20 protein-coding genes and 1 tRNA gene are annotated in these 21460 nt (G+C 71.8%); 11 read left to right on the plus strand and 10 right to left on the minus strand.

The features are described from left to right. The first annotated feature begins 37 nt into the window (after positions 1-37). From O7616_RS10065 to O7616_RS10075, 3 genes are all read left to right on the plus strand, one after another. Entirely contained in the window at positions 38-709 is a 672-nt protein-coding gene (locus O7616_RS10065; RefSeq protein ID WP_282306539.1) for a hypothetical protein, read from the plus strand. 150 nt (positions 710-859) lie between these two features. Further along, positions 860-1357: a hypothetical protein gene (locus tag O7616_RS10070; protein ID WP_282306540.1), complete on the plus strand. Its 498-nt coding sequence runs from the start codon at positions 860-862 to the stop codon at positions 1355-1357. Positions 1358-1403: 46 nt separating this feature from the next. Next, a complete protein-coding gene (locus tag O7616_RS10075) occupies positions 1404-2357 on the plus strand; it encodes a hypothetical protein (RefSeq protein WP_282306542.1) in 954 nt (317 codons plus the stop codon). Between the two features lie 9 nt (positions 2358-2366). Here O7616_RS10075 and mdlC read toward each other — a convergent pair whose 3' ends face one another. After that, a complete protein-coding gene (gene mdlC, locus O7616_RS10080) occupies positions 2367-3962 on the minus strand; it encodes a benzoylformate decarboxylase (protein WP_282306543.1) in 1596 nt (531 codons plus the stop codon). A 321-nt stretch (positions 3963-4283) separates the two neighbouring features. Here mdlC and O7616_RS10085 point away from each other — a divergent pair, with 321 nt between their 5' ends. After that, complete coding sequence (locus O7616_RS10085) at positions 4284-4874, plus strand: YqgE/AlgH family protein (protein WP_088986211.1); 591 nt, start codon at positions 4284-4286, stop codon at positions 4872-4874. A gap of 89 nt (positions 4875-4963) precedes the next feature. Beyond that, positions 4964-5036 (plus strand) — tRNA-Ala (locus O7616_RS10090). Positions 5037-5051: 15 nt separating this feature from the next. Here O7616_RS10090 and O7616_RS10095 read toward each other — a convergent pair. From O7616_RS10095 to O7616_RS10125, 7 genes are all read right to left on the minus strand, one after another. Further along, positions 5052-6308: a HAMP domain-containing sensor histidine kinase gene (locus O7616_RS10095; RefSeq protein WP_282306544.1), complete on the minus strand. Its 1257-nt coding sequence runs from the start codon at positions 6306-6308 to the stop codon at positions 5052-5054. Further along, the gene (locus O7616_RS10100) at positions 6305-6961 is read right to left on the minus strand and encodes a response regulator transcription factor (protein WP_282262390.1); all 657 of its coding nucleotides are present in this window, start codon (positions 6959-6961) and stop codon (positions 6305-6307) included. Before O7616_RS10100 ends, O7616_RS10095 begins: the two co-directional genes overlap by 4 nt. Positions 6962-7032: 71 nt before the next feature. Next, positions 7033-8292 carry a cation:proton antiporter gene (locus O7616_RS10105; protein ID WP_282306545.1) on the minus strand — a complete coding sequence of 420 codons (1260 nt, stop codon included), beginning with the start codon at positions 8290-8292 and terminating at the stop codon, positions 7033-7035. Further along, positions 8289-9542, minus strand: coding sequence for a cytochrome P450 (locus tag O7616_RS10110; protein ID WP_282306546.1), 1254 nt, complete (start codon positions 9540-9542; stop codon positions 8289-8291). Before O7616_RS10110 ends, O7616_RS10105 begins: the two co-directional genes overlap by 4 nt. Next, positions 9539-10528: an alpha-hydroxy acid oxidase gene (locus O7616_RS10115; protein WP_282306547.1), complete on the minus strand. Its 990-nt coding sequence runs from the start codon at positions 10526-10528 to the stop codon at positions 9539-9541. The genes O7616_RS10110 and O7616_RS10115 overlap by 4 nt, the downstream gene beginning before the upstream one ends. A 1-nt stretch (position 10529) precedes the next feature. Continuing rightward, positions 10530-12095: an NAD(P)-binding domain-containing protein gene (locus O7616_RS10120; RefSeq protein ID WP_282306548.1), complete on the minus strand. Its 1566-nt coding sequence runs from the start codon at positions 12093-12095 to the stop codon at positions 10530-10532. Beyond that, positions 12085-13602 (minus strand): aromatic amino acid ammonia-lyase, encoded by a 1518-nt coding sequence (locus tag O7616_RS10125; RefSeq protein WP_282306549.1) that lies wholly within the window; start codon positions 13600-13602, stop codon positions 12085-12087. The genes O7616_RS10120 and O7616_RS10125 overlap by 11 nt, the downstream gene beginning before the upstream one ends. Positions 13603-13665: 63 nt before the next feature. Between O7616_RS10125 and O7616_RS10130 the strand changes: the two genes are divergently transcribed. Both O7616_RS10130 and O7616_RS10135 read left to right on the plus strand, forming a co-directional pair. Further along, positions 13666-15204, plus strand: coding sequence for an NAD(P)-binding domain-containing protein (locus tag O7616_RS10130; protein ID WP_282306550.1), 1539 nt, complete (start codon positions 13666-13668; stop codon positions 15202-15204). Next, positions 15194-16585 carry a fatty acid--CoA ligase family protein gene (locus O7616_RS10135; protein ID WP_282306551.1) on the plus strand — a complete coding sequence of 464 codons (1392 nt, stop codon included), beginning with the start codon at positions 15194-15196 and terminating at the stop codon, positions 16583-16585. The genes O7616_RS10130 and O7616_RS10135 overlap by 11 nt, the downstream gene beginning before the upstream one ends. An 82-nt stretch (positions 16586-16667) precedes the next feature. Here O7616_RS10135 and O7616_RS10140 read toward each other — a convergent pair whose 3' ends face one another. Further along, positions 16668-16790 (minus strand): 50S ribosomal protein L36, encoded by a 123-nt coding sequence (locus O7616_RS10140; RefSeq protein ID WP_030331473.1) that lies wholly within the window; start codon positions 16788-16790, stop codon positions 16668-16670. A 122-nt stretch (positions 16791-16912) separates the two neighbouring features. On the opposite strand from O7616_RS10140, the gene O7616_RS10145 reads away from it, so the two are divergent. Further along, on the plus strand, positions 16913-17842 hold the full coding sequence (locus tag O7616_RS10145; protein ID WP_282306552.1) for a lytic polysaccharide monooxygenase: 930 nt from the start codon (positions 16913-16915) through the stop codon (positions 17840-17842). Positions 17843-17869: 27 nt separating this feature from the next. Here O7616_RS10145 and mgrA read toward each other — a convergent pair whose 3' ends face one another. Continuing rightward, positions 17870-18865 carry an L-glyceraldehyde 3-phosphate reductase gene (mgrA, locus tag O7616_RS10150; protein WP_282306553.1) on the minus strand — a complete coding sequence of 332 codons (996 nt, stop codon included), beginning with the start codon at positions 18863-18865 and terminating at the stop codon, positions 17870-17872. A 103-nt stretch (positions 18866-18968) separates the two neighbouring features. Between mgrA and O7616_RS10155 the strand changes: the two genes are divergently transcribed. Genes O7616_RS10155 through O7616_RS10165 form a run of 3 tightly spaced genes read left to right on the plus strand, consistent with a single transcriptional unit; the run spans position 18969 to position 21413 of the window. Continuing rightward, positions 18969-19466: a hemerythrin domain-containing protein gene (locus O7616_RS10155; protein ID WP_282306554.1), complete on the plus strand. Its 498-nt coding sequence runs from the start codon at positions 18969-18971 to the stop codon at positions 19464-19466. 55 nt (positions 19467-19521) lie between these two features. Further along, the gene (locus tag O7616_RS10160; protein ID WP_282306555.1) at positions 19522-20766 is read left to right on the plus strand and encodes a histidine kinase; all 1245 of its coding nucleotides are present in this window, start codon (positions 19522-19524) and stop codon (positions 20764-20766) included. Then, on the plus strand, positions 20763-21413 hold the full coding sequence (locus tag O7616_RS10165; protein ID WP_282262378.1) for a response regulator transcription factor: 651 nt from the start codon (positions 20763-20765) through the stop codon (positions 21411-21413). Before O7616_RS10160 ends, O7616_RS10165 begins: the two co-directional genes overlap by 4 nt. Positions 21414-21460 lie beyond the last annotated feature (47 nt).

The following is a 21460-nucleotide window of genomic DNA, read 5'->3' on the forward strand; positions in this document are numbered from 1 at the left end:
GGCGCTTCGTCGTGTCGGAGGTCCTACGCTGCCTGCTGTGAGCCACGAGGAGCTTCGCCTGTCGGTAGGCGCGTCACCCGCTCAGCGCACCGTGGCGGTCCTGTCCGGTGTCTTCGTCGCGGCCGTCGGTGTGGCGTTCGTGGCGCTGCCCCTGCTCGCGGGCGGGCTGCTGCGTCGCTTGACCGGTCCCGGGGACGCGTTCGCCTCCTACGAGGAGGCCCGCGATCTGCCGCCGGGAATGCTGCCGCCCGGTCTGCGGGATTCCGCCGACGGCGCGGACCAGTCTGGTTTCGCCCCGGTCGTCGGGCTGTGCGGCCTGCCGTTCGTCCTGCTCGGCGTCTACCTCGTGCTGCGGGTGCTCCGCACCGCCGCGTGGCTGGACGGCACCCGGGTACGGGTCCGGGGCGCGTTCCGTACCCGTACCGTCGACCTCGCCACGGCCCGGATCGACGCCGACGGGGTGTCGCAGCGCGGGGACGACGCTCCGACGGTCGGGCAGCGGCTGCGTTCCGTCGTCGTCGCCGTCGACCGGACCGGCGCTCCGCGGGTGGTCATCCCCCTGCGCGGCATGGGCCTGGACAACCTGCCCCCGTCCGAGCTGCGCGCGTTGGCGGACGCGATCACGACCGGCCGACCGGCCGACGGGCGCGACGACCCCGCGCACACCGTCGCCGACGAGTTGCACCGCCTGGCGGCACACCCTCGCTAGGCCACTCCTGGCCCCGTAACCGGTGACCATTGATGCGGATGGGGCGAGCGGGGCCAACGGGGCAGATGAGCCGCCTGAGGGCCCTGGACAGGGCCGACCGGTGAGCCTCACCATCGCGGTATGGGATAGCAGCGTCGCGCGGGAGGTGCCATGGTCACCGGTCCGGTCCAGCAGCCGTCACTCGTCGCCCGTCCGCGTGCCGTGCACCCCGTCGATCCACATCCCGTCGGGCTACCCGGAGAACCCCGCCCGGCCGGGCTCGCCGGAGACGTGCACGCCTTCGGCCGGGCCGTCGCCGTCCCCACCACCGAGCCGCGCTGGCGCGAGGAGGTCCTGTCACGGCTGCGTCCGGTGCGGCAGGGCTTCGCCGAGCACGTCCGGGTCACCGAGGGCCCCGGAGGTCTCTACCGGGAGCTGCTCACCCAGTCGCCACGGCTGGAACACGGGGTGCGCCTGCTGACCCGGGAGCACGCGCCGATCGTGGCCGCGCTCCTCGCGGTCCAGCGGATCGCCGAGCAGCCCGAGGCGCACCCGGACGAGTTACGACATCGGGCGGGGCACCTGCTGCGGAAGTTGGCCCGCCATCGGCGTCGCGGTGCGGACCTGCTCTGGGAGGCGTACCAGACGGATCTGGGCGGCGAGACCTGAGCCCACCTCGGGGAACCGTGGGGTCGGTGGCCGCGTCGAACCGGTCATGCGTCGACCGGTCCTGTTGCTCGTCCTCCCGTTGCTGGTCGTGGCCGGCTGTGCCCCCACCCGAGCGGATCTGTTCGACGGTCCCAGCGACCCACAGCGTGCCGAAGCCTTCGACCAGCGGGCCGCCCAGGTGGCCGAGGCGTGGCAACCCGGCCCGGAGTGGCGCACGGGGTACGTCCCCCTGGAGGGGCCGACCGTCCTCACCGGCGACCCGCGCTTCACCCCCGACACGGAGGCGGCTTTCCGGGCCGGCTGGTACCAGGCGCAGGTTCCGCTGTACCCCACCAGGGTCGGCGGCGAGATCCGATTCCCGGACGGCCGACTGACGCTGCCGTTGGTCAGCGCCGCCGAGGCGTACCGCCAGCTCGACCAGGGTGACCCGTTGCCCTGCCCGGGGCGACCGAAGCGACCCGGCCTGCCCACCCCCGGCGGCCCCACCGTCGAACCGGGGCCGGATGGTTGGACCACCAGCACGGCGGCCCCGACCGCCTGCCGCTCGCTCACCGTCACCGGGGTCACGCTGGGCAGCGTGCCGGTCCGGACGAGCCGGGGTGAGGCGCAGGTCCCGGCCTGGCTGTTCGACGTCGAGGAGTTGGCCGCCCCGGTGGCCCGGCTCGCCGTCGCGCCCACAGCGGTGGGCCGGGTGCCCGAGCCCACCGCGCCAGCCGAGCCGTTGCCGGACGGGCTGGTGTCCGCTCAGGACCTCGCGGCGGTCGACGGTGCCCGGTTGATCGTGCGGCTCGGCGTCGGTGCCTGCGACACCGCGATCACTCCGCTGGTGTGGGAACGGCCGGACGTCGTGGTGGTCGGCGGCAGCGTCACCCGGAGCACCGACGTCTGCCCCGCCATCCTCAAGATGGAACCGGTCACCGTCACCCTCGCGGCGCCGCTGGGCGCCCGGCCGGTGCTGGACGTGTCCAGCGGCGCCGCGCTGTCGATCGCGCCGCGCTGACCGGTCGGCTCAGAGGATGCTGGGCACGTCGGTGCTGATCGGCACGGGCAGCACGGTGGGTCGGTCGGCGCGCAGTCCGGCGGCGAGCGCGGCGCCGAGGTGGTCGGGGGTCTCCACCACCTCGGTCGCGCAGCCGTAGCCGGCCGCGATCGCGACGACGTCCAGCCCCGGCAGGTCCAGTCCGGGCACTCCGGGCGTGTCCTTCAGCTCGGCGAACGCCTTGAGGATCGCGTACTGCTGGTTGACCGGGACGACGACCACCACCGGCAGGGCGAGGCGCGCGGCGGTCCACAGCGCCTGCACCGAATAGTGGAACGAACCGTCGCCGATCACCGCCACCACGGGTCGTCCACGCCCGGTGTCCCGCTCGGCGAGGGCCACCCCGATCGCCGCCGGCAGGCCGTAGCCGAGCCCTCCGCTGGCCATCGTGAAGTACGACGCCGGGCGGTTGATTCGGAGCCGGCGGCGCAGCGCGGACAGGTTGGAGGGTGACTCCTGCACCAGTACGCCGTCCGCCGGCCAGTGCGCGGCCAGCGCGGCGAACAGGGCGTCCGCGCTCAGCGGGGCGGTGACATCGGGTGCCGCCGGTGCTTCCCGGGGCGCGGGCGGTGGCCGGTCGGCCGGTGGCACCCGCTCGGTCAACGCGGTCAGGGTCAACCCCGGGTCGCCGAGCAGGCTGTCCCCGACCGGGGCGCGGGCGGCCTCGTCGGGGTCGTCGGTGACGTGTAGCAGCCGGGCCCCGTCGGGCAGGTGCCCGCCCGGTACGTACGGGTAGTAGCGGAACACCGGGGCACCGACGACCAGCACGGTGTCGTGCCCCCGTAGCGCCTCGGCCAGCGGACCGATCGCGTACGGCAGCACGCCACGGAAGTGGCTGTGGTCCTCCGGGAACACGGCACGCTCGGGGGCGGGAGCCGACCAGACCGGTGCGGCCAGCCGCTCGGCCAGCGCGACGGCTGTCGACCAACTGCCGGAGCGGTCCACCCCCGGCCCGTACACCAGCACCGGGTTGCGGCTGCCGGCGAGGACCCGGACGAACTCGTCCAACCGCTCCGGATCCGGTGCGAACCGGGTGGCGACCGAGCGCGGCGCGGGCGGCGGGTCGGCCGGTTGGGCCCAGTCGTCCATCGGCAGCGAGAGGAAGACCGGTCCGGCCGGTGGTTGCACAGCCGTCGCGTACGCCCGCAGCACCGCGGCGGGGATGTCCTGCGCTCGGGCCGGCTCGTAGGCCCACTTGACGTACGGCTGCGGAAGTTCGGTGGGGCGACGGTTGGCCAGCCGGGGTTCGAGCAGCAGCATCTCCCGGGTCTGCTGTCCGGCGGTGACGATCAGCGGGGTCTTGTTGTGCCACGCGGTGACCAGGTTGCCCATGCCGTTGCCGGTGCCCGGAGCGGTGTGCAGGTTGACGTGCGCCGGTACTCCACGGGCCTGGGCGTACCCGTCGGCCATCGCCACCGCCGACGCCTCGTGCAGCGCGTGGACGTAGTGGAAGTCGGCGGGGAAGTCCTGGAGGAACGGCTCCTCGGTGGATCCGGGGTTGCCGAAGACCGTGGTCATGCCGAGGGTGCGGAGCACGTCGTACGTCGCGTCCCGGACCGTTGCCATCGCCACCCGCCTCCGTGTCGCGGGCAGGGACGACCGTGGTCACCCTCCCGATCAGCCGAATCTATCGGGATGTGACGGACCTTTCGGGCGTTTCTCCACCGACTGTGGCCAAGAGCATCGATCACCAGGAGGTTCGTCGCCGGGGGTGTCGAATCTCCGTCTCAACTGTCCGATCACCTGCCGGTCAGACCTTAGCCAGCACCGGGGACGCAGGCTATGGTGCCAGGCATGGCGTTGACAGCGCGGCTGATTCCGGCGCACCGGGTGGATCCGGCAGATGACCGATCCCCGGCGCCGGCTCACGGTTGACGGGTGTGTGGGATGCAGGGAGAGGGCCAGGCGATCGGCGGACGAGCGATGGAGTCGATGACCGGGCGGCTGCTGGTCGCGACTCCGGCGCTCAAGGACCCGAACTTCGACCGTACGGTGGTGCTGCTGGTCGCCCATGAGCCGGGCGGCGCGCTCGGCGTGGTGCTGAACCGGGCCACCGAGGTGCCGGTGGCCGACGTGCTCGGCGACTGGAGTGACCTGGCCCGCCACCCGGCGGTGCTGTTCGAGGGCGGCCCGGTGCAGCCCGACTCGGCCATCTGCCTGGCCCGCATGCGACACCCGATGCGTCGGCTCAAAGGCTTCCACCAGGTCTCCGGAGCGGTCGGCACGATCGACCTCTCGGTCGACCCGGAGCGGCTGCGGGAGGGCATCGGCGGCATCCGGGTCTTCGCCGGCTACTCGGGCTGGGGCGGCGGCCAGTTGGAGCAGGAGATCGCCGACGGCTCCTGGTTCGTGCTGGACGCGCTGCCCGGTGACGCCTTCGTCGACCGGCCCGACGACCTGTGGCCGATGGTCCTGCGCCGGCAGGGCGGGATGATGGCCGCCGTCGCGCACTTCCCGCCGGACGTGGCGCTCAACTGACCCGACATCGGCGGGGGACCCCCGCGAGATGACCATGCCGGCCGGTCTGTGTATAGTTTCCGAGTGCCCGGGCGACCGGGCGACAGCAAGGGGCCGTGGCGCAGCTGGTAGCGCACCACACTGGCAGTGTGGGGGTCAGGGGTTCGAGTCCCCTCGGCTCCACCCTTGTTTTACCGGTCAGCGGCCCGGCTTGATGCTCATCAAGCCGGGCCGCTGATCTGTTTCCGCTGCGGATGTGCGTGGCGGGATCGTCGGCAGGCAGACAGTGAAGGTCGCCCCGGCGCCGGGCCGGCTGTCGGTGGAGATCGTCCCGCCGTGGCTGGTCACCACCTCGCGCAGGAGGGCCAGACCCAGGCCGAAGCGCCGGCCCTTGGCCCCGGCGCCACGGTGGAAGCGGTCGAAGAGGTGTTTCACGTCAGCGGGGTCGAAGCCGGCTCCGCTGTCCGTGACCACCAGTTCCGCGCTACGCCGGGAGGCGCGCAGGGCGACGTCGATGCGGCCACCCGCCGGGGTGTGGGTGAGGGCGTTGGCGAGCAGCTCGCCGACCACCCGGCGCAGGGCCGAGGCGACGCCGGGGACCAGGACCGGAGTGTCCGGGACGGTCAGGTGCACCTGTACGCCCTGCTCGGCGGCGCGGTCGGCCTCGCAGTCGACGGCCTCGGCAGCGAGGCGGGCCAGGTTGACGGGCTCGGAGGGTTGCCGTTCGGCCGGGGTGGCGGCGAGGCGGGCGGAGAGCAGGAGTTCGTCGACGATCTCGCCGAGGCGGCCGGTGGTCTCGATCAGGCGGTCGTAGTCGGCGCGGTCGGCACCGGCGCGGCGGGCCAGGATCTGGGCGCGGGTGTGGACCTGGGCGATGGGGGTGCGCAGTTCGTGGCTGGCGTCGGCGACGAAGCGGCGTTGCCGGCCGAGCGCCTCGGCGAGCGGTGCCACCGCCCGGCGGCCCACGGTGATGCCCGTGAGTGCCGCCGCGGCGAGGCCGACGATCGCGGCGAGGAGGAACGCGGCGAGCAGGTGACGCCGGTCGGAGACCTGGAAGCGCGCGTCGAACACGGCTTGCACGACGCCGGTCCCGCGCGGCTGGGTGCGTACGTAGTAGGTCGTGCCGTTGCGGTCGACCTTGTCGCTGCGGACCTGGCGGTCGAGCGCCACCGCGTCGATGGCGGAGCGCAGTGGGAAGCCCGGAGGTGGCGGGTTGCGGCCCGAGTCGATGGTGCCGCCCTCGTACAGGATGATCCAGTTGCACCCCGGCGGCCCGTCGATGGTGCCGTTGACCGCGCCGTAGGTGAGCTCTCGTTCGATCTGTTCGTGCTGGCTGTGCAGCAGCGTGGCGTAGGAGATGGCGGCGCCCAGGGCGAGCAGCGCTGTGATGGTGAGCCCGACGAGCATGCTGACCCGCACCCGGGCCCGGCGCAGCATGGTGTCCTCGAAGCTCACAGTGTCCCCAGTCGGTAGCCGAGACCGTGCACGGTCCGGATCACCGAGCGGCCGAGTTTGCGCCGTAGGTAGTAGACGTACGTGTCGACCAGGGACGCCGCTGCCGCCTCGTCGAAGACCCGGCTGCGCAGCTCGGATCGGGAGTGGACGGTGTGCGGCCGGGCCGCCAGCACCCGCAACAGCTCGAACTCGCGGGCGGACAGGGCGATGCGGGTGCCGTCGGGCAGGACGACGTCACGTACCGAGAGGTCGAGCTGGCCCGGGCCGAGCCGCAGCACCTCGGTCGACTCGGAGGTCCGGCGGCAGAGGGCCCGGATGCGGGCGCTCAGCTCGTCGAGGTCGAAGGGTTTCGTCAGGTAGTCGTCGGCGCCCGCGTCGAGCCCGGCGATCCGGTCGTGGACGGTGCCGAGCGCGGTCAGCAGCAGCGCCCGGGCGACCACGGCGCGGGAACGCAGCCGGACGACCAGATCCAGCCCGTCGAGGGCGGGGAGCAGGCGGTCGATCACCATCACGTCGTACGGCCGGGTGAGCCCCAGGTGGAGGCCGCGCTGGCCGTCGGGGGCCTGGTCGACGACGTATCCCTCGTCGGTCAGGGTCTCCGCGACCATGCCGCGTAGCTCCGAGTCGTCCTCGACGAGCAGGAGTCGAGTCATGCCTAGATAGTGACACCGATGCATCGACAAGTCTCTATGTTCCGGAAAACTTGTCGCCTCAAACAAACAATCTACCGGCTTCCGGTGGTCACGAGCGACGGTGTGGCGGCGGAAGTGCGCGCCTCGCGCCGCTCGATCCAGCTGAGCAGCGGTGTCGTCATGAGTGTGGTGACGAGCGCGACGAGCACCAGCACGGTGAAGAGCGACGAGTTCACGATGCCCGCCTCCAGCCCCACGTTGAGAGCGATCAACTGCATCAGGCCCCGGGCGTTCATGAGGGCCCCGACGCGCAACGCGACACCGTTCGGCTCGCCCATCAACCGGGCCGCGCCCCAGCAGGCGCCGAACTTGCCGATGATCGCCACGGCGACGCACGCGGCGGCGAAGCCGAGCACGGCCGGGTTGCCCAGCAGCGCGAACTCGGTACGCAGCCCGGAGTAGGTGAAGAACAGCGGCAGGAACACCGTCGCGGCGATCGGCGTCAACGTGTCCACCACCTTGTCGGTCTGGGCGGAGTGCGGCATCACCACGCCGACCGCGAAGGCGCCGAAGACCGCGTAGAGCCCGATCTCGTCGGTGTACCAGGCGACCAGGAAGAGCAGCGCCACGGTGCCCAGCAGCCGCGCACGGTCGCCCGGGAGCCCCATGACGTAACCGGTCACCCGCCGCCCGCCCAGCCACAGCACCACCGCGAACAGCGCCGCGCCACCCGCGCAGACCAGGGCCGGGCCGACCGCGCCCGAGGCGAACGCCAGCACCACGGCCAGCATGATCCACGCGACCATGTCGTCGATCGCGCCGGAGGCCAGGGCGAGCAGCCCGAAGCGGGTGCCGGCGAGGCCGCGCTCGGTGATGATGCGGGCGAGCATGGGGAAGGCCGTGATCGCCAGCGCCACACCGACGAACGCCGCGGACACACCGAGCGACACGCCCTCCGCGCGGATCGGGACGAACCCCGCCATGCCCAGGACCAACAGGACCCCCAGCACCAGCGGAACCGTGACACCCGCCAGCGACACCGCTCCCGCCGTGCCCGCCAGCCCGGTCACCCGGTGTGAGGTGAAGGCGTACCCGGCCTGGAACATGAACAGCACCAGACCGACCTGGCCCACCACGTACAGGATCGGCAGCAGCGGCGCGGGGAACAGCGCGGCCTGCGCGCCCGGCCACAGCAGGCCCAGCAGCGACGGGCCGAGCAGCACCCCGGCGAGCATCTCGCTCACCACCGGAGGCTGACCCGCCCTGCCGAGCAGCCAGGAGACCAACTTGCAGAAGAGCAGAATGACCGTGACCGCGATGAAGAACCGCGGGGCGAGTTCGGTGGGGGTCACGGGCCTGCCTCCTCAAAGAATCGGGTGCACAACTTCTGTCGCCGGGCGTCGACGACCATCCAGGTGCCGCAGACGAGCTGCTTGACCGACCGCCCCACGTCGAAGAACCGGTCGCGCTGCCGCATCAGGGCGAGCCGGTCGCGGCCGGGACCGGGGAGGCCGCAGGGTGTCAGGTACGCGGGACCGCGGCTCGGCAGGGAGCGGGTGTGCGCCACCGACGAGCTGACCGAGAAGCGCCGCAGCACCTCGCGGGTCGCCGCGCGCAGTTGGACGGGGGCCGAGCCGCGCGCCGGACAGGCCCGGTTGGCGGTGACGCCGTACGGGATGAAATGCGCGTCCTGCCGACGCAACGTCGACCAGCGGTCCGGGTTGAACTCGGCGTCCGCCGCGGGGCCGGTGCGCTGGTAGGCCGGATAGTTGAAGAGCAGCACCGATCCGGTGGGGAGGACGTGATCGCCGACGGTGATGGGTCCGGAGGTGATCCGGTGCGCGATACCGAACAGCGGGTACACCCGCAGCGTCTCGTCGATGAGCCGGTCGAGAGAGCCGTCGGAGGTGTCCGTGACGGCCCCGGCGCACAGCAGGATGTGCGTCATGGCCTCCGACATCTGCACCACCGCCGTGTTGAAGAACGCACCCTGCAGATACCAGGCGGTCTCCAGGGCGGTGAACGGCGGTGGCAGCACGACCGGGCACGTCCCGGCGTCGATCCGGTCCAGCAGGTAACGCGTCAGGCGGTCCCGCCGGGACATGTGCCGCAGACTCATCCCCTTCAGTGCGGTGACCACGTCGTCCGCGTTCGCCACCACCAGCTCCCGCACGTCGCGCGGGCAGGGCGCGCCGAACACCAGCTCGTAGGAGACCTCGGCCCAGATCGGCATCATCAGGTCCCGTAGCCGCACGTGACTGATCCGGCCGGTCGGCAGTGTGTCGAGGATCCGCCGGGTCGCGGCCGTGGCCAGCTCGTCGGAGCGAGCGTGTGGGACGGCGAGCACCTGACGCGTCGTCCGCGCGACCGTCCGGTACCGCTCGCCGGGCTCCAGGTGCTCCTGGTGCATCTGCGGACCGGGCGCGAGCCAGTACCAGAACAGGTCCGACAGGCCCGCTCCGCGGCTGCGCCCGTCGGCGGCCGGGTCGCTGTAGACCCGCTCGAAGTCCTCCGGCCCCACCAGCGGCCCGGGGACGGGAACGCCCTCGGGCCCGTTGACCCGCTCGAAGATCCACTCCCGGAGGGTGACCACGGCCTTCACCGGCTCACCACCTGGTCGGGCGTCACATCGGTCGGCCGCCGCGCCCCGGCCAGGGCGAGGGCCTGATCCAGCTCCGTCGTCAGTCGTTCGAGTGTTTCCCGTACGCCCGCCGCGCCGCCCGCCGCGAGCCCGCGTACCACCGGACGCCCCACCAGCACCGCCCGCGCCCCGAGCGCGAGCGCGATCAGCACGTCGGTGCCGCAGCGCACACCCCCGTCGAGCAGCACCGGGATCTGCCCGCGCACGGCTGCGACGACTCCGGGCAGCGCGTCGAGTGTCGGGATCGCCCCGTCGAGCTGTCGCCCACCGTGGTTGGACACGATCACGCCGACGACGCCGTGCTCGACCGCGAGGCGGGCGTCCGCAGGATGCAGGATCCCCTTGAGCAGGATCGGTAGTCCCGTGACGCCACGCAGCCAGGAGATCCGATCCCACCCCGCCGTCGCGTCCATCGCGATCGAGCGCACCCGGCCGGTCGCGTCGCGCATGTTCTCGCAGGCGTAGCCGGGTGGCAGGTCGGTGAAGCCGTTGCGCAGGTCACGCTCGCGCCGCCCGAACACCGGGGAGTCCACTGTCACCACGAGCGCCCGGCAGCCCGCCGACTCGGCACGCTTGACCACGTACTCCGTGAAGGCGAGATCGGGTTGCGGATACAGCTGGAACCACAGCGACGCGCCCGCCGCCGCGATCTCCTCGACCGGCTGGGTGGCCGCCATGCTGACCACCATCGCGGTCCCGGCCGCCGCGACCCCGCGCGCCGTGGCCGTCTCGCCGTCCGGGTGTGCGAGTCGATGAAAGGCTGTCGGAGCGACCAGGACCGGGGCGGCCAGCGATGTGCCGGCCACCGTGGTCCGCAGGTCCCGCTCGCCGGTCGCCCGCAGCACTCGTGGCACGATCCACCGTCGCTCGAAGGCCCGCTCGTTGGCGGCCACCGTGCGTTCCCGCCCGGCGCCGCCCTCGAAGAAGTCCTGGTGGACAGGGTCCATGTCAGCCCTCGGCGCCGGAGAGGCAGCGCCTCAGGAACTCCTGGAGCGGCCGCACGTGGACCTCGGGTCGGTCCCACCGGTTCTCCAGGTTCTCGGCGAGGTGGTGGGTGCCGACCACTCGGCCCGCGCGGTGGTGACGGACGACCGGGTGCAGGTACGCCGCGTCGTGCGCCTGCCCGACCACGTCCTGGGCGACGCGGGTCACGGTGATGTCGAACGGGTCGACCTGGTCGTGGTCGGGGCCGTACTCCAACGTGATCACGAACGCCTGGTCGTAGTCGTGCTCGGCGGTGCGCAGACCGGTCGACGTGAAGTAGTCCACCGGCACCTCCTCGTGGTAGCGGGCCTCGTCCCCGGCGACGGTCAGCACGTCGGCGAGGAACCCGAACTGCTGCCACAGGGCCGAGGTGCGGTTGACCCGCTCGATGACGGCCGCCGTCATGGCCGCCGGGTCGGCGGTGAGCCGCGTGGACGGCCAGTCCTCGGCGTCGTAGCGGCGGGAGAGGATCCGGTGCAGCGCGCGTACGGCGTAGCGGAAGCCGTGCACGAAACCGCTGGTGGACTTCTTGAAGTCGCGTTGCTGCGAGATCGTGCCGGCGAAGAACAGCCCCGGTACGTTCACCGACTCCCATTCCTCGGTCTGCGCCGGGAACCGGTCGGAGATGGCCAGTCGGGGCCGGGCCGAGGCGTCGAAGATCGAGTCGTCGAATCGGAATCCCGTGCACGCCAACACCCGGTCGTAATGCAGTTCCTTCACGACCTCGTTGGCCCGGGAGAAGCTGAACGCCACCCGGTAGCCCGTACCGTCGCGCTCGATGCTCTTGATCGTGCCGTCGAGGATCGCGTTCGCCGACTTGAGCTGATAGGTGTCGAGGAAGTTGTTGTTGACCGCGCGCAGGTGCCCGACGTAATGGGTGCGCCACGCCATCCGGACCGAGCTGGGCCCCGCGAGGTGGATCAGTGTCGTGGTCTCCATGAGGTTGTCGGCGGTCTCGAAGGCGGAGTTGCCCTTGCCGATGATCAGCACCTTCTGGTCGAGGTAGTCACGTGGCTCGACGCTCATCACGTCGTACCCCTCGGCCAGCTCGAATCCCGGGATGTCCGGCTCGTAGGTCTTCGAGACGCCGGTGGCGACGATCACCGCGCGGGCCGCCCAGCGCCGATCGCCGGCCTCGACGGTGAACACGTCGTCGTGTTTGGACACCCGGGTCACCCGGGTGCCGTAACTGACCTTGACGCCGGTCTTCGCGGCGAAGTCCGCGAGGTAGCGCACCATCACGTCGGCGTCCGGGAAGTACCGCTCGGTGTACTGCGTGAACAGCAGCGCCGGGTCGTCGGTGAGCAGGGAGTTCCAGTCGAGCCGCAGATTCAGTTCGGGGTCGTCGGTGCCGGTGTGCGGTTTGTTGATCGAGATGAGCTGCCGGTGCCGCGGATAGGTGGCGAAGAACGCCCCCGGCCCGTCGGCGCCCTCCAGCACCAGATAGTCACGCTTTCCGTCGGCCTCGAGCAGGGCGGCGAGCTGAAGGCCGGCCGGACCGGCTCCGATGATCAGGTAATCAAGCGTCACGGCGCTCACCGTACGAGCGGGAATTCAGAGAATTTTCAAGCTCCTCCAGAACTGCCGCCGCCGTTCGCACGTCACCGTCGAGCGGCCGGTCCGGGTCGATCGGGGGGATCGCCTCCTCCAACGCCCGAAGGACACGGTCGCAGCCCATCGCCGTGGGCCGGCGTGCCCCCACGTGCACCGCCTGGCGCAGTCCCAGCCCGAGTGACCCGGTGATCAGGCGCAGGAGTTCCGCCTGGTCCAGAGCGCGGAGCGCGGCCTGTGTGCCGAGCGGGATGACGTCCTGGTTGTGCAGGTTGGTGGGAAGGCTCTGCGCGCTCGCGGGCACGGTGTCGCGCCTGATCTCGGCGACGAGTGCCGTCGACGCGAGCTGTACGCCCTGCAACCCGTGCTGCTGACCCGGCCCCGCCGCGAGCATCGGCGGCAGCCCGCCGTTTCGCCCGGGATCCACCAGCAGGTCGAGCTGCCGCTCGGCGAGGTTGCCGACCTGGGCGATCACCATGGACAGGACGTCGGAGGCGAAAGCGGCGGGCTGGCCGAAGAAGTTGCCGCCGTGCACGACCTTGTCGTCGTTCGGAAAGAACAGCGGATTGTCGCTCACCCCGCGCAGGTCAGCCGCCACGACGCCGTCGACGTAGCGCAGGGCGTCCTCGGCCGCTCCGAGCAACTGTGGCGCACAGCGGATGCTGTAGGGCTCCTGCAGCGGTCTGGTGCCGGACGCCCGCAGACCGGCGGCTGTCGCTCGCATCGCGGCGCCGACCTCGACGGCGCCCCGGTGACCGTAGGCGTCGAGGAGGGCGGGATCGAGGAACTGCGGATCGCTGCCGAGCAGGTCGGCGAGGAGGCAGCTCAGCGTCCGCACCACGCGGTGCGAGGTGCGGACCCGGTCCAGGGCGAGGGTCAGCGCCGCGGTGGTGAGCGACGTGCCGTTGACCAGCGCGAGCGCGTCGCGACCATCGAGCGGCAACGGCTCCAGGCCGGCCTTCGTCAGGGCCTCACCGGCGGGCATCCGGACGCCGTCCAGATAGGCGTACCCGCGACCGCGCAGCGCCTGAGCGGCGGCGCCGAGCGGGATCAGGTCGCCGCTGGCCCCCACCGAGCCGAACCTGGGCATGGCCGGTGTGAACGTCGTACCGAGCATGGCGGCGAGCGCGTCGACCACGTGCGGTGAGACCCCGGACGCGCCCCGGGCCAGGGACCAGGCGCGGACCAGCAGCGTCGCGCGTACGACCTCCGGGGCGAGGTCCGGGCCCTGGCCCGCTCCGAGGTGGGCGAGGGTGTTGTCGGCCTGGTCGCGCTGGTCGGCTCGGCCCGCGTAGCCGACCAGCGCCCCGAAACCGGTGGTGGCACCGTAGATCGCCCGGTCGTCGCCGAGTGCCTTGCCGAGGAATGTGCGGCCGGTCGCCACCCGTTTGCGTACCTCGTCGCCGATCACCACAGTGACCGGGCCCGCCGCGACGCGTAGGTCGGCGGGGCGCAGCGGAGCTGCCAGATCCACCTCAATCGTCATGGAAGCGGATGCTAGAGACGGGTTCTCAGAGCGCTCTGAAATCGTCTCAGTACATTGCGCCACATGACGCACGATTGCCTGATCATCGGAGCCGGGCCGGCGGGTCTGCAGCTCGCGGCCCTGCTGGAGCGCGACGGTCACGACTATGTGGTGCTGGAGGGCGGCCCGCGGCCGGGCACGTTCTTCGAGACCTATCCCCGGCACCGCCAACTGATCTCGATCAACAAGGTGTGGACCGGGTCGACGGATCCGGAGTTCAACCTACGGTCGGACTGGAACTCGCTGCTGACCGACGATCCGGCGCTGCTCTTCAAGAACTACAGCACGCGCTACTTCCCGGCCGCGGACGACCTCGTGCGTTATCTCGCCGACTTCGCGCGGGGTCTGCGCGTCCGCTACGACACCCGGGTGACAGCCGTGTCGAAGACCGCCGACGTGTTCACCGTGCAGGCCGGTGACCAGAGCTGGGCGGCACGGAGAGTCGTCGTCGCCACCGGCGTCTCCCAGCTCTACGTGCCGCCGATCGAGGGCGCCGACCTGGCCGAGCGCTACGACACCGTCAGCGTCGACCCCGCCGATTTCGTCAACCAGCGTGTGCTGATCATCGGTAAGGGCAACTCGGCCTTCGAGACCGCGGACGCGCTCGTCGAGACCGCCGCCACGATTCACGTCGCCGGGCCGCACTCCATCAAGCTGGCCTGGCAGTCCCATTACGTCGGGCACCTGCGCGCGGTGAACAACAACTTCCTGGACACCTATCAACTGAAGTCGCAGAACGCCGTACTGGACGGCACGGTGGAGCAGATCAGCCGGCGGGAGGACGGTGGGTTCCGGGTGCTCTTCCGGTACGCCCGAACGGTCGAGAATCTGCGCGAGCTGGAGTACGACCGGGTCGTCCTCTGCACCGGATTCCGCTTCGACGCGTCCATCTTCGCCGAGTCCGCCCGGCCGGAGCTGGTCATCAAGGACCGGTTCCCGGCGCAGACGCCGGCCTTCGAGTCGGTGAACGTCAGCGGTCTCTACTTCGCCGGCACCCTCAGCCAGCAGCGTGATTTCAAGAAGTCCACGAACGGCTTCATCCACGGCTTCCGGTACGCCACCCGCGCCCTGCACCACATCCTCCGCGAGCGGCACCACGGGCAGCCCTGGCCGTCCCGGCGGATCGCCCTGACGCCGGAGGCGATCGCCGACTCGATCATCGCCCGGATCAACGTGACCTCGGCGCTGTGGCAACAGTTCTCGGTGCTCGGCGATGTCATCACGGTCGAGAGCGATTCCGCCCGCTACCGCGAGGAGGTGCCGGTCGCGTATCTGCGGGAGGCGGAGCCGGACCTGTTCGCGTTCCTGGTCACCCTGGAGTACGGCCCCGACCACGACCAGGTCGACCCGTTCGACATCACCGTGCCGCGTCCGGCCGAGAACGACGCGAACGCCGCGCACGACGCCAGCTACCTCCACCCCGTCGTCCGGGTGCTGCGCGACGGGCAGGTCGTCGCCGAGCACCACCTGGCGGAGAACCTGGAGAACACCTGGGACCTGCCGACCGTGCACCGGCAGCCCCTCGAGGTCTTCGTCAAGGGTGTCCTCGCCGATGCCCGGTGACGTCTGGCCGCAGCCCGTCCTCGACCTCCTGGCGGCCGGCGGGGACCGGCCGGTCTTCGAGGATGGGCCGGTCGTCACCACCGCTGCGGAGATGGCGGGTCTGATCCGGCGCGTCGCGGCCGGGCTGCGCTCGACCGGCGCGGGGCCCGGAGTGGGTGTGACGCTCGATCTGCCGGTCACCGCCGCCGCCTTCGCCGCCACGATGGCCGCCTTCGCCGTCGGGGCGCGGGTGTCCGGGTGGCGTGCCGATCTGCGCCCGGCACAGCTGTCCGGCTCCCTCCTCGTCGACTCGGCCAGGCTGGCCTCGCTCACCGGGCATCCCGACGACGGGCTGCCACTCGTCGCGGCGGGACGGGCCGAGGATCCCGCGCGGATCACCTGGACCAGTGGCAGTACGGGAACGCCGAAGGGTGTGGTCCAGACGTACGCGGCCATGTCGGCGGCCTGGGCCCCGTACCCGGACCGGTGGCCGCCGGCGGTCGCCGACCTGGCCACCCGGATGCAGCGTTACCTGGTCTTCGGCTCGCTGGCCAGTCAGGTGATGCTGGAGTACGGCGTCGTCGCCCTGGCGGCCGGCGGCACCCTGGTCGTGGCACCCCGGCCGGTCTTCCCGGACGCCCTGGTCGAACACCGGGCCACGGCGAGCGTGATCACCGTCGGCAAGTTGCACCAGCTGATCCGGGACCAGCGTTCCCACCCGGTGGACCTGCGTCACCTGCGGGCGCTGATGGTCTCCGGGTCGCCACTCGCGCCGGGCCGACTGGCGGAGGCCCTCGACCTGCTGGGTCCGGTGCTCTTCCACGGGTACGGGCAGACCGAGACGTCGATGATCGCCATGGTGACCCCCGCCGAGATGGTGGGAGACGCCGCCACGCTCGCCACGGTCGGTCGCCCGGCCGTCGACGTCTCCATTCGCGACGGTGAGATCTATGCCCGCACACCCGGGCAGGCGTCCTCGTACTGGCAGGACCCGGACGAGTCGGCCGAGGTGTTCGTGGACGGCTGGGTGCGTACCCGTGACCTGGGGGAGCTCGACGCGAACGGTTACCTGCGGCTGCTCGGGCGCGCCCGGGACGTGATCATCGTCAACGCGCAGCTGGTCCACGCCGGACCGGTGGAACGGGCGCTCGTCGCCGACGCCGCGGTCGGCGAGGCGTACGTCGTCGGGCGCCCGGACGAGATGACCGGCGAGGCCGTGCACGCCTTCGTGGTGCCGGTGGCCGGGAGAACGCCTGACCCGGACGTGTTACGCAAGCTCGTGGCCGCGCAGGTGAACGATGCTGCCGTGCCGCGAACCGTCACGGTCGTCGACCGGGTTCCGCTCGCGCCGAGCGGCAAACCGGACAAGAGTCGACTCGCGCAGCTTCTTGACGATTCGTGACGGTGGGGCCGACAGACGAAACGCCCTGACCGGGAGACCCGGTCAGGGCGGTTGTCGACTGTATGTCCGGTACGGGCCGGGGTCAGCCCTGGCGGCTCTTCCACTGCGGGTTGGCGCGGTTCACCACGACCGTCCGGCCGCGACGGCGGACCACCACCGAACCCGGCTTCTGCTTCAGCGCACGCAACGAGCTACGTACCTTCATCTCTGCCTCCTCGGTGCAAGCGGTTCCGGGTATCGAAACGCCCCGCCCACCCCGGGGATTCCCGCCGGTCGCCGTCGAACCTTTGCCCAGCGAGGGCCGTACCAGTGGGCGGAGGTCATCCCATGCCCGTACGCCGGATCTTCGCCCTGGCGCTGGTCGTCGCCGCGACAGTGCCGTGGGCGGCCACGCCCGCCGCAGCCCACGGCGCGCCCACCGACCCGGTCAGCCGGGCGGCGGCCTGTGGGCCCGAGGGCCGGTACGCCGCCACCAGCGCCTGCCGGGCGGCCGTGAAGGCGGGTGCGGCGGTCCGCGAATGGGACAACGTACGCGTCGCCGCGATCAACGGCCGGGACCGGGAACGGATCCCGGACGGTGAACTGTGCAGCGGTGGGCTGTCCGCGTACCGGGGGCTGGACCTGCCGCGCACCGACTGGCCGAGCACCGAGCTGACCAGCGGCGCGACGTTCACCTTCCGGTACCGGACCACGATCGAGCACCGGGGCACCTTCCGGCTCTACGTCACCACCCGCGACTACGACCCCAAAGCCCCGCTGACCTGGGCGGACCTGGAAGCGCGTCCGTTTCTGACGCTGACAGACCCACCGGTACGGGCCGGGGCGTACCAGTTGGCGGGCCGGTTGCCGGCCGGTCGTACGGGCCGGCACCTGATCTACACGATCTGGCAGAACTCCACCACCCCGGACACCTACTACTCCTGCTCCGACGTGGTGTTCCGTGGTGCCAAGGCCACCGCCACCCCGTCGAAGGCCACCCCGTCGAAGGCCGCCGCCGCGACGACCGGCGCGCCGCGTACCGCCGCCGGCGAGCCGACGGCCAGCGGCCCGGCGGTGGCGGCGGCCGCCGACCCGGGCGTGCCGGTGGCGTCGGTGACCGACCTCGGCGGCCGGTGGCCGGTGCTGGCCGGGACCGCCGTCGTGCTGGTCCTGCTGCTGCTGGTCGGCGCGAACCTGCGCCGTCGCGGCGCCGCCGCACCCGAGGGCCGCCAGTGCGAGGTACGTAACCACCGGGCCGGGCGGCGTCGGATCTGGTGACCCGGGCCGCCCGCAACCCGGCGGTGCTCAGCCCAGGTGCTGCTCGATCTCGGCCAACTCGTCGGCGGTGAAGTCGAGGTTGTCGAGCGCGGCGATGTTCGTCTCCAACTGCTCGACGCTGCTCGCCCCGATGATCAGGCTGGTCATCCGTGGGTCGCGCAGCGCCCAGGCCAGCGCGAGCTGCGCGAGCGACTGGCCGCGCCGCTCGGCGACCGCGCCGAGGCCCCGGATGGTGGCCATCTTCTCGTCGCTGAGGTCGCTCTCGCTGAGGAAGACGCTGGTGCGCACCCGCGAGTCGGCCGGGATGCCACCCAGGTAGCGGTCGGTCAGCAGGCCCTGGGCCAGCGGGCTGTACGCGATGCAACCCGCGCCGACCTGCTCCAGCGTGTCGAGCAGGCCGTCGGACTCGGTCCAGCGGTTGAGCATCGAGTACGACGGCTGGTTGATCAGCAGCGGCGTACCCAGGTCACGCAGGATCGCGGCGGCCCGCGTGGTCTGCTCGGAGTCGTAGTTCGAGATGCCGACGTAGAGCGCCTTGCCGGAGCGGACGATGGCGTCGAGCGCGCCCATCGTCTCCTCCAGCGGAGTGTCCGGGTCGAACCGGTGCGAGTAGAAGATGTCGACGTAGTCCAAGCCCATCCGGCCCAGCGACTGGTCCAACGACGAGATCAGGTTCTTGCGCGAACCCCACTCGCCGTACGGGCCGGGCCACATGAGGTATCCGGCCTTGCTGGAGATGATCAGCTCGTCCCGGTACGCCCTCAGGTCGGTGGCGAGCATCCGGCCGAAGTTCTCCTCCGCCGAACCGGGCGGCGGACCGTAGTTGTTGGCCAGGTCGAAGTGGGTCACACCCAGGTCGAAGGCGCGTCGCACGATGTCGCGCTGCCGCTCGAACGGGCGGTCCGGGCCGAAGTTGTGCCAGAGCCCGAGGGAGACGGCGGGCAGCCGCAGGCCACTGCGCCCGCTGCGCCGGTAGGTCATGGAGTCGTAGCGGTCATCCGCGGCGAGGTAGGTCACGATCATGAGCCTAGCTCTGGCCGGCGCTGCCGGGGATCGGGCGTGCGAACCCGGACATCGCGGTAGTTTCGACGCGACGACCGGCCCCGGCCCAGCGGAAGTGAGCGACGTGGACGACATCACCGCACTGATCCTGGACGACCACGCCGCCTTCCGGCGTGGCTTCGCCCGCCTCGACGACGCCCGCGACGAGCAGGAGATGCTCGCCGTCTGGGACGCCCTCGCCCTGCACCTGGACATCCACGCCGAGGCGGAGGAGGCGATCCTCTACCCGCACCTGGTCAAGCACGGCGACGACGGCGAGGACGAGACCGCCGACGCGATCGGCGACCACAACAAGATCCGGGACGCCATCGCCGAGGCGAAGCTGCACCCGGTCGGCTCGGACGAGTGGTGGGCGGCGGTCGGCACGGCCCGCCGGGAGAACAGCGAGCACCTCGCCGAGGAGGAGGACGAGGCGCTGCCCGACTTCCGCCGGCACGCCAGCGTCGAACTCCGCGCCGAGCTGGGGCAACGCTGGCTGACCTTCTACGGCGAGCACAAGAACGGCCGCAACCTGCCGTTTCGCGACAAGGACCCGCAGCAGTACGTCGCCGACCACCGCTGAGATCTCCCCGGCACGGGGGAGTCGCCCGAGCCCGGTTCGGCAGCAGAATGACGAGGTGACAGTCCGAGCGGCGCTGACCCCGCTGGTCGCCGGCACCACCTGGCGACGCGGCGTCTTCCTGTTGCTCGGCGGGGTGCTGGCACTGCCGTACGGGGTGCTCGCGGTGACCTTCGCCCAACTGTTCGCCGACTCGGCGATCCCCCGCCCACTGGTCTACGCCCTGCTGGTGATCGCGGCGCTGATCGCCGGGCTGCCGCTGCTGCTGGACGGCAGCCGGGCACTGGAGATCGCCGCCGTACGGGCCCTGCTCGGCGTCGACCTGCCCGAACCCGCGCCCGGGCACCGGGGCGACCGGGAGACCCGGCTGCGCAGCGCGCTCTGGATCGCCACCCATCTCATCGTCGGTGCGGTGGTGATGATCGCGCTGTTCAGCGCCCTGCCGATGGCGCTCGCCTTCATCGCCCAGCAGTTCGGCATCGGCACCGAACTTATCAGCCGGGAACGGTTCGGGCCGTTGGACGGGCGCGACGGCGGCTGGTTGACGGTCAGCGGGGTGCTCCTGCTGGTCGGCCTCGGCTACGCGGTCGCCGGGCTCGGCGCGCTCGCCGGCTCGATGGCGCCGGTGCTGCTCGGGCCGGCCCCGGCGGAGCGGATCGCCGCCCTGGAGGCGGAGGCCGTCCGGCTCGCCGAACGCAACCGGCTGGCCCGGGAGCTGCACGACTCCATCGGCCACGCGTTGACAGTCGCCACCCTCCAGGCCGGGGCCGCCCGCGAGGTCCTGCACACCGACCCGGAGTTCGTCCGGCGGGCGCTCACCGCCATCGAGGAGACCGGGCGGACCGCCATGGACGAGCTGGACCACGTGCTCGGGCTGCTCCGGGAGACCGGCAACGGACGCCCCGTGGTGGCGCCGCAGCGTACCCTCGCCGACCTGGACCGGTTGGTCACCGACGCCCGCGCGGCCGGGCTGGTGGTGCACGCGCATCGCGTCGGCGACGCGGCGCGAGTCCCTCCGGCGGTCTCCCGGGAGGGTTACCGCATCGTCCAGGAGGGACTGACCAACGCCGCCCGCTACGGCGACGGGCCGGTGGCGCTGCGGCTGGACCTGCACCCGGAGGCACTGGAGTTGGAGCTGGTCAACGCGATGAGCCGCCCCGGTCGGACCCCGCTGGGCCACGGCGGTCGCGGTCTGGACGGCATGCGGGAGCGGGTGTTGCTGCTCGGCGGCCGGATCACCGTGGGACCGGACGGCGACCGGTGGCTGATCCGGGCCCGCCTGCCCTACGAGGAGGCCCGATGACCACCGGCGTGCTCATCGTCGACGACGACGAACTGATCCGGATCGGGCTGCGGGCCATCATCGACGCCCAACCCGACCTGCGCGTCCTCGCCGAAGCCGCCGACGGTGCCGAGGTGCCGCCGCTGGTGGCCCGGCACCGGCCCGACGTGGTGCTGATGGACGTGCGGATGCCCGGCATCGACGGCATCCAGGCCACCCGGCACCTGCTGGCCACCTCCGCCGACCCGCCCCGGGTGCTGGTGGTCACCACGTTCGCCAACGACGAGTACGTCTACGAGGCGCTGCGCGCCGGCGCCTCCGGCTTCCTGCTCAAACGGGCCCGGCCCCCCGAGGTGGTGGAGGCCGTCCGGGTGGTCGCGGCGGGGGAGTCACTGCTGTTCCCGGCCGCGATCCGCCAGTTGGTCGGCGCGTACGGGCCGGTGGGCGGCGACCGACTGCGCGCCGCCCGGCTCACCGAACGGGAGGCCGAGGTGCTGCGGTTGATGACCACCGGCCGGTCCAACCCGGAGATCGCCGCGCACCTGGTGGTCGGTGTGGAGACGGTCAAGACGCACGTCGGCAACGTGCTGGCCAAGCTGGGCGCCCGCGACCGCACGCAGGCGGTGATCGCCGCCTACGAGTCCGGCTTCGTCACCCCGTCCGGCTGACGGGTCCCTCACCCGGGGGAGCGGGTTCACCGCTTGCCGGGAGGGAA

This window comes from Micromonospora sp. WMMD964 (assembly GCF_029581455.1).
Classification (GTDB): Bacteria; Actinomycetota; Actinomycetes; order Mycobacteriales; family Micromonosporaceae; genus Micromonospora.

What these genes read in the sequence shown, in the direction of transcription:
- O7616_RS10085 (WP_088986211.1), top strand. Translation starts at nt 4,284, where the DNA reads ATGCAGGGAGAGGGCCAGGCGATCGGCGGACGAGCGATGGAGTCGATG.
- O7616_RS10165 (WP_282262378.1), top strand. Translation starts at nt 20,763, where the DNA reads ATGACCACCGGCGTGCTCATCGTCGACGACGACGAACTGATCCGGATC.
- O7616_RS10130 (WP_282306550.1), top strand. Translation starts at nt 13,666, where the DNA reads ATGACGCACGATTGCCTGATCATCGGAGCCGGGCCGGCGGGTCTGCAG.
- O7616_RS10125 (WP_282306549.1), bottom strand. Translation starts at nt 13,602, where the DNA reads ATGACGATTGAGGTGGATCTGGCAGCTCCGCTGCGCCCCGCCGACCTA.
- O7616_RS10140 (WP_030331473.1), bottom strand. Translation starts at nt 16,790, where the DNA reads ATGAAGGTACGTAGCTCGTTGCGTGCGCTGAAGCAGAAGCCGGGTTCG.
- mdlC (WP_282306543.1), bottom strand. Translation starts at nt 3,962, where the DNA reads ATGGCAACGGTCCGGGACGCGACGTACGACGTGCTCCGCACCCTCGGC.
- mgrA (WP_282306553.1), bottom strand. Translation starts at nt 18,865, where the DNA reads ATGATCGTGACCTACCTCGCCGCGGATGACCGCTACGACTCCATGACC.
- O7616_RS10100 (WP_282262390.1), bottom strand. Translation starts at nt 6,961, where the DNA reads ATGACTCGACTCCTGCTCGTCGAGGACGACTCGGAGCTACGCGGCATG.
- O7616_RS10145 (WP_282306552.1), top strand. Translation starts at nt 16,913, where the DNA reads ATGCCCGTACGCCGGATCTTCGCCCTGGCGCTGGTCGTCGCCGCGACA.
- O7616_RS10075 (WP_282306542.1), top strand. Translation starts at nt 1,404, where the DNA reads ATGCGTCGACCGGTCCTGTTGCTCGTCCTCCCGTTGCTGGTCGTGGCC.
- O7616_RS10135 (WP_282306551.1), top strand. Translation starts at nt 15,194, where the DNA reads ATGCCCGGTGACGTCTGGCCGCAGCCCGTCCTCGACCTCCTGGCGGCC.
- O7616_RS10115 (WP_282306547.1), bottom strand. Translation starts at nt 10,528, where the DNA reads ATGGACCCTGTCCACCAGGACTTCTTCGAGGGCGGCGCCGGGCGGGAA.
- O7616_RS10070 (WP_282306540.1), top strand. Translation starts at nt 860, where the DNA reads ATGGTCACCGGTCCGGTCCAGCAGCCGTCACTCGTCGCCCGTCCGCGT.